Below are 6,383 nucleotides of genomic sequence, written 5' to 3'. Positions count from 1 at the left end.
GCGCAGTATATCGGCACAAAGTACGCTCCAAACCACCCGCTACAAAAAGTCACACTGCTACGCCATCAGCCGGCAAAAAGCACCAAATCGACGTCTATCAACCCTTTCCGGGCTTCATCCGCGCCCCTAGGCCAGCCGTTTCGCCAGCTCGGCGCCGTGGGCAAAGCCCGCCTTCTCCGCCGCGTCCGCCGTGGGGAACAGGTCCGTCACCTTGGACGATTCCAGCAATGTCCCGGCGGCCCGGATGTTCGTGCCCGGGCGGCAAACCCGCACCGTGTACTCCCAGACCGTTGGCGTTCTCGGCCGCACCTGCACTTGTACTTCATGGGTCTCGAAAACCCGCTTCTTCCACGCGTATTCTTTGATCATGGCTGTCTCTGCCTTTTATTGGAGAACCGCAACTTAACCGGGCGAACACTAGTTGTTCAAGCGCGCATCGCAAGCGCCATAGCGGTTGCGGGCTACCGTTGCGTTCTAACCCTCATCGTATCAAAACACGCAATGTCTGCTCATCTCGTGCAATCCCGGCTTGCTTTTTGTCAATTGCGCAGCACATGGCGCGTCGATGCCGGGCATGCCGGGCATGGCAGGCACTGGACAATCCGACAGCGGGCAATCATCCTATGTTTCCCGCCCGCCCGCGCGTGCGCCAGCCAGATTGCACCATGACGCTCCCTACCCTGCTGCTCTTCCTCTTTGCCTCGGCCGTGACCATTGCCACGCCCGGCCCGACAGTGCTGCTGGCCCTGAACAACGGCTCCAGGCATGGCGTACGCAAGGCGTGCTGGGGCATGGCCGGGGCGCTCGCGGCCGACGTCATCCTGGTCATCACCGTGGCCGCAGGGCTTGGCGCCGTAATCGCCGCGTCCGAGGTTACCTTCGAGGCGATCAAGTGGTTTGGCGCCGCCTACCTGGCGTACGTGGGGTGGAAGATGCTGCACTCAGGCAAGGCGGCGCAGACGGTACCGGAGACGCTACCGGATACGCCTTCGGATTCCGCTGCCGCCCGGACGCCGGCGGCGGCGCGGGGCCGTATCCTGTTCTCACGCAGTTTCCTGGTGGCGCTGACCAATCCCAAGGCGCTGCTGTTTATCTCGGCCTTCCTGCCCCAGTTCATCGATACGAGCGCGGCGCTGCTGCCGCAGTACGCCATCCTGACGCTGGCCCAATGCCTGTTGAACCTGGCCGTCATGCTGGTGTACGCGGCGCTGGGCGCGCGCATCGTGCACGCCTTTCGCGGTGACGGCATGCGCTGGCTGAACCGGCTGTCGGGCGGCACGCTGATTGCGCTGGCAGGCGGGCTGGCGTTTTACCGCCGCGCGCAAGCCTGAGGCACGCAGCACCGCTGCCGCACTATCGCGCCCAACCGCGCCAACCAGGCCAACCGGGTCAAACCATCATGCCGAAGCCCCAGATCCTGACCTATATCGACGCTGGCACCTCCGACGGTACCTCACGCCTGATGCGGATGATCGGGCAGCAGTTGCTTCCCGGCGCGTACGAGATCCGCGCGGTGATGGCCGACGACATCCGGCAAGACGCGACGCTCTTCGATGATGCCGTGATGTTTGTCATGCCGGGCGGTGCGGACCTGCCATATTGCGCGGCCCTGAACGGCGCGCCCAACGCGCGCATCCGGCGCTTTGTCGAAGACGGCGGCGCCTATCTGGGCATCTGCGCGGGCGCGTACTACGCCTGCAGGGAACTCGCGTTCCATGCCGGCACCCAAGGCGCTATCTGCGGCCCGCGCGAACTGAGCTTTGTGGATGCTGTCGCGGTTGGCTGCTTGCCCGAACTCACCCGGGGCGTCGCTTATGATGCGACACCGCGGAGCACGGCGGCAGCGGAAATACGCACGACCCATAGCCTGACCCATGCCCCAATCACGCTGTATGCGCACTACCACGGCGGCTGCCGCTTCGACTTTGACGATGCAACAAACCACGCGACGCAGATCCTGGCCGTGTACACGGGCATAGAAGGCACCCCGCCCGCCATCGTGAGCGCCCCCGTGGGCAAGGGCTGCGCCATCCTCACAGGCATCCACCTGGAAATCTCGGACCGCGAGTGCAAGGACGCCCTGCGCGGACACAGCGACATGACGGCGCACCTGCACGTTTGCCGCAAGCTGGCGCAAACGGGAGAAGCCCGGCTGGCGGTGTTCCGCCACTTGCTGGCGCATGCCGGGCTGATGCTGGGCTGACTGGCTTCTCTACTCCGCTACTCAGAAAATCGAATGCCCGCTCAACGTGGTCAGCCACTCCAGCGCCTGCACCCCGGCCAGCGAATTGCCGCTGTGGTCCAGCCCCGGTGACCAGACGCACACGGCCCACCTGCCGGGCAGCACCGCCACAATGCCGCCGCCCACGCCGCTCTTGGCCGGCAAACCCACCCGATAGACAAAATCCCCCGCAGCGTCATAAGTGCCGCAGGTCAGCATCAGCGCCGACAGGCGCTTGGTGGGGCTGGCGTCCAGCACGCGCTCGCCGCTCCACGGCACCACCCCGCCATGCGCCAGGAACAGCGCCGCGCGCGCCAGATCCTCACAGCTCATGGTGATGGCGCATTGGCGGCAATAGGCGTCGATGACCTTGTCCACCGGCATCTCAAGGCGGCCAAAGTCCTTCATGAAATACGCCATGGCGCGATTGCGGTCCGCATGCTCGCGCTCGGACTGCGCCACGCGCGGGTCGTAGTCGATCGCCGGGTTGCCGCTGAGCCGGCGCAGGAACTGCACCATCGCGGTCTCCGCCTGGACAAAACGGCTGCACAGCACGTCGGTCACCACCAGCGCGCCAGCGTTGATAAATGGATTGCGCGGCTTGCCTTGCTCGTACTCCAGTTGCACCAGCGAGTTGAAGGCGTTGCCGGAAGGCTCGCGCCCGACCCGCTGCCACAGGTCCTCGCCCAGCAACTGGAACGCCAGCGTGCAGGCAAACAGCTTGGAGATGCTCTGGATGGAKAACGGCACCGCGGCGTCGCCCACGCAATGGCTGCGGCCATCGGCAAACACCAGCGCCATGCCGAAATGCGTGGCCGGTACCTTGCCCAGTTCGGGGATGTAGTCCGCTACGCGCCCTTGGGTGAGCAAGGGCGCGATGTCACGGTGGATGCGTTGGAGGATGTGTGCGTAGTCCATGCCGGGCCCGAAGAAACGTTGCTGGCAACATCCTACAGCCCGACGGGCCCCGCAGGAACTCCGCGCGCCATGGCGCGGCTTGTATTGAGAGGCCGTTTCAAAATGAAGCGACGCGGTTCTGGCTAGGCGCGCGGCCGCAGACAGTACAAGTGGATCGGCCAAGGCCGCGCAACGACGCCAGCATCTTTTGGAAACGGCCGCTAAGCCGCCACCGGCCCACCCCGATCCAGTGACGCCGACACCCCCACCGCCAGCAGCGCCAGCCCGGCCACCGCCGCACCCAGCCACGGCAACTGGGTCAGCGGCAGGCCGGCGCTGATCATCAATCCGCCCAGCCAGGCGCCGGTGGCGTTGCCCAGGTTGAACGCGCCCTGGTTCAGCGTGGACGCCAGGTTGGGCGCGCCCTTGGCCTTGTCCAGCACGCGCACCTGCGTGGCCGGCACCACGGCAAAGCTCACCATGCCCCACACAAACAGGGTGAACAGCGTCGGCACCGGGAAATGGCTGGTCCACGAGAACACCAGCTGCACCACCGCCACCGCGGCCAGCAAGCTGGCAAGCGCGGGCATCAGCTTCCAGTCGGCCAGCTTGCCGCCGGCCAGGCCGCCCACCGTGATGCCAGCCCCGAACAGCAGCAGCACCATGCTCTCCTGCTGCGCGGTAAAACCCGTGACGTCACGCAGGATGTAAGCGATGTAGGTGAACACGGTGAACATGCTGACCGATGCCAGCGTGCTGATCAGCAGCGCCAGCTGCACCTGCGCCGCGCCGATGGAGCGGAACTCGCGCAGGATGCTGCCGGCCTGCATCGGGATGGCCTTGGGCAGCCAGGCCACCAATGCAACCGCCGCGGCCACGCCAATCACGGTGACAGCCCAAAACGTGGAGCGCCAGCCCAGCACATGCCCAAAGGCGGTGCCAAACGGCACGCCCAGCACGTTGGCCACCGTCAGCCCGGTAAACATCAATGCCACCGCCTGCGCGCGCTTCTCACGCGGGACCAGCTCCGCGGCCACCACCGCGCCAATGCCGAAGAACGCCGCGTGGCAAAACGCCGTCACCACGCGCGCGGCCATCAGCAACGCATAGTTGGGCGCGAGCGCGCACAGCGCATTGCCGAGGATGAACAAGCCCATCAGCCCCACCAGCGCGGTCTTGCGCGGCCACTTGTTGGTCAGGATGGCCAGGATGGGCGCGCCCACGGCCACGCCGATGGCATAGCCCGAGACCAGCATGCCGGCAGCCGGCGCGGAAACGCCAAGATCGGCGGCAACGTCGGGCAACAGCCCCATGATGACGAATTCGGTGGTGCCAATGCCAAAGGCCGCGGCAGCCAGCGCGAGAAGCGGTAATCGCATGATGTTGTGATTGAAAAACKAGAGAGAGATCGGTGAAGCTTGCGCGTGCGGTGCGCACGCCGTGGCGGGAAGAACGGCTAGCCACGTGCGGATGAATGACGCATGCCAGCGACCGGCACGATCGCGCAAGTGCCGCATTTTGCGCCAATTTCGCGCGGCGCGTTGCGGGCGCGCAAAAGACCCTGCGCCCGGAGCGGTCGCAAGGCCATGGGCTACGCAGTACTACTCAGCGCCTGCGCCCAATCGCGCGCAGCCATTGCGCAGTACTACGCAAGCCCGCTCAAAAAAACACGCTGCGGATCAGCGGCGCGGCCAGCACGCTGACCAGCCCCGCGATCATCATCACCAGCGACGCCACCACGCCCTGCACTTCCCCCAGCTGCCTCGCCTTGGCCGTGCCGGCACCATGCGCAGCGGCGCCGAAGATAGCACCTTGCGCCAGCCGGCTGCGCACCGAGGGCAAGCAGGCCAGCACGGTCTCGCCAATCGCCATGCCCGTCAGCCCGGTGATGACGACAAAGATCGCGGCAAGATCCGGCGGCCCGCCTAGCGCACGCACCGCATCCACGGCAAACGGCGTGGTCACCGAGCGCACCGCCAGCCCCTTCTGCAACATCACCGGCAAGCCAAAGCCGCGCGCCAGYCAGACCGAGCTCAGCACCGACGTCGCCACCGCAGCCAGCACGCCAACCGAAATCGACAACCAGTGCTGGCGCACCAGCGCACGGTGATCGTAGATCGGCAGCGCAAAGGCGATGGTGGCCGGGCCAAGCAGCCACATCAGCCAGCGCGTGTCGGCGATATAGTCGCGATACGGCACATGCGCCGCCAGCACCAGCGCGATCAGCACCACCGGCGTGGCCAGCAGCGGCATCAGCCACAGCCGCGCGCGGCGCGCATAGAGGCGCTTGTTGAAGTAATAGAGCGCAACGGTAGCCACCAGGCTCAGCGCCGCCAGCACGGAATCATGCATGGTGCTGCTGCCGGTTGTGCGTGGCACGGCCCGCGCGGCGCGCCAGCCTGAGTTCGAGGCGGACCACCTGCTCCACCACCAGCGCCGTCACCACCATCACCGTGAGCGTGCTCAAGGCAATCACCGCGCAGATCCGCCAGCCCTGATGCCGGACCAGCTCGGGATACTGCACCACGGCCAGCACCGCCGGGATGAAGAACAGCAACATCTCGCCCAGCAGCCAGTCCGCCCCGCGACGCACCCAGCCACCGCGCACCGCGCCGCTAAACAGCAGCGCGGCCAGCGCCAGGAGCCCAAGCAAGCCAGCCGGCAATGGCAACCCCAGCCGCCCGCGCAGCCAGTCCGCCAGCAGCCACAGGGCCGACAGCGCCACCACTTGGGCCAGCGCGATGGCGCCAGTGCGCAGGCGAGCACCGGGCGGCTGCGGCAAGGTCGCGGAGGTGGGGGACGTAACGGATGCGGGGGAAGCGGCAGGAACAGCGCGTTGCATGGAGAGCATTCAAGCTATGGCGCCACAGGGAACGTGGCAGTGACGCTAGTGTACGAAGCGCACTTCGATATATAAAATGAATATAAATTATTGATTCGATGCCATATTGGAATGGCAAGCCGTGATCCCCCACGCACGCCACATCCGAGGAGCCCCATGGATATCCGCGCCTTGCGCTATTTCGTGGAAGTCGTCCGCCAGAACGGCTTCACCCGCGCCGCCGAAACCCTGCATGTGACCCAGCCGACCATCAGCAAGATGGTCAAGAGCCTGGAAGACGAACTCGGCGGCCCGCTGCTGCTGCGCGAAGGCCGCACGGTACAGCTCACCGACGCCGGCGAGGTCGTCTTCGCCCGCAGCCAGGCCGTGCTGGCCGAAGTGGCACGCCTGCGCCAGGAAGTCGCCGAGGTAGCCGGCATGGCG

The 6,383-nt window shown here is 66.1% G+C and carries 8 protein-coding genes; 3 read left to right on the top strand and 5 right to left on the bottom strand.

The genetic code is table 11. The annotated features are described in order from the left end of the window. Positions 1–126 precede the first annotated feature (126 nt). On the bottom strand, positions 127–369 hold the full coding sequence (locus AC1DS3_RS33145; RefSeq protein WP_035859902.1) for a hypothetical protein: 243 nt from the start codon (positions 367–369) through the stop codon (positions 127–129). Between the two features lie 296 nt (positions 370–665). Here AC1DS3_RS33145 and AC1DS3_RS33140 point away from each other — a divergent pair, with 296 nt between their 5' ends. Next, positions 666–1,331 carry a LysE family translocator gene (locus AC1DS3_RS33140; RefSeq protein ID WP_477109199.1) on the top strand — a complete coding sequence of 222 codons (666 nt, stop codon included), beginning with the start codon at positions 666–668 and terminating at the stop codon, positions 1,329–1,331. Positions 1,332–1,399: 68 nt separating this feature from the next. Beyond that, the gene (locus tag AC1DS3_RS33135) at positions 1,400–2,203 is read left to right on the top strand and encodes a BPL-N domain-containing protein (RefSeq protein WP_441635966.1); all 804 of its coding nucleotides are present in this window, start codon (positions 1,400–1,402) and stop codon (positions 2,201–2,203) included. Positions 2,204–2,224: 21 nt separating this feature from the next. On the opposite strand, the gene AC1DS3_RS33130 is transcribed toward AC1DS3_RS33135, so the two are convergent. The 4 genes from AC1DS3_RS33130 to AC1DS3_RS33115 all read right to left on the bottom strand — a co-directional run bounded on the left by AC1DS3_RS33130 (position 2,225) and on the right by AC1DS3_RS33115 (position 5,960). After that, positions 2,225–3,139, bottom strand: coding sequence for a glutaminase (locus AC1DS3_RS33130; protein ID WP_477128819.1), 915 nt, complete (start codon positions 3,137–3,139; stop codon positions 2,225–2,227). Positions 3,140–3,339: 200 nt separating this feature from the next. Further along, complete coding sequence (locus AC1DS3_RS33125; protein ID WP_441635968.1) at positions 3,340–4,497, bottom strand: MFS transporter; 1,158 nt, start codon at positions 4,495–4,497, stop codon at positions 3,340–3,342. Between the two features lie 280 nt (positions 4,498–4,777). Then, positions 4,778–5,470 (bottom strand): LrgB family protein, encoded by a 693-nt coding sequence (locus AC1DS3_RS33120; RefSeq protein WP_477128818.1) that lies wholly within the window; start codon positions 5,468–5,470, stop codon positions 4,778–4,780. Further along, positions 5,463–5,960, bottom strand: coding sequence for a CidA/LrgA family protein (locus tag AC1DS3_RS33115; RefSeq protein ID WP_441635972.1), 498 nt, complete (start codon positions 5,958–5,960; stop codon positions 5,463–5,465). The genes AC1DS3_RS33120 and AC1DS3_RS33115 overlap by 8 nt, the downstream gene beginning before the upstream one ends. Before the next feature lie 156 nt (positions 5,961–6,116). On the opposite strand from AC1DS3_RS33115, the gene AC1DS3_RS33110 reads away from it, so the two are divergent. Then, on the top strand, positions 6,117–6,383 hold a 267-nt coding region (locus AC1DS3_RS33110), incomplete at its 3' end, for a LysR family transcriptional regulator (protein ID WP_477128817.1).

It is taken from the genome of Cupriavidus sp. 01L46 (genome assembly GCF_056399905.1).
This window is presented reverse-complemented; position numbering and strand designations above follow the sequence as displayed.

Bases quoted from the DNA above. Each gene is read 5' to 3' on its own strand.
- AC1DS3_RS33135 (WP_441635966.1), top strand. From the start codon at position 1,400: ATGCCGAAGCCCCAGATCCTGACCTATATCGACGCTGGCACCTCCGAC.
- AC1DS3_RS33115 (WP_441635972.1), bottom strand. From the start codon at position 5,960: ATGCAACGCGCTGTTCCTGCCGCTTCCCCCGCATCCGTTACGTCCCCC.
- AC1DS3_RS33140 (WP_477109199.1), top strand. From the start codon at position 666: ATGACGCTCCCTACCCTGCTGCTCTTCCTCTTTGCCTCGGCCGTGACC.
- AC1DS3_RS33145 (WP_035859902.1), bottom strand. From the start codon at position 369: ATGATCAAAGAATACGCGTGGAAGAAGCGGGTTTTCGAGACCCATGAA.
- AC1DS3_RS33125 (WP_441635968.1), bottom strand. From the start codon at position 4,497: ATGCGATTACCGCTTCTCGCGCTGGCTGCCGCGGCCTTTGGCATTGGC.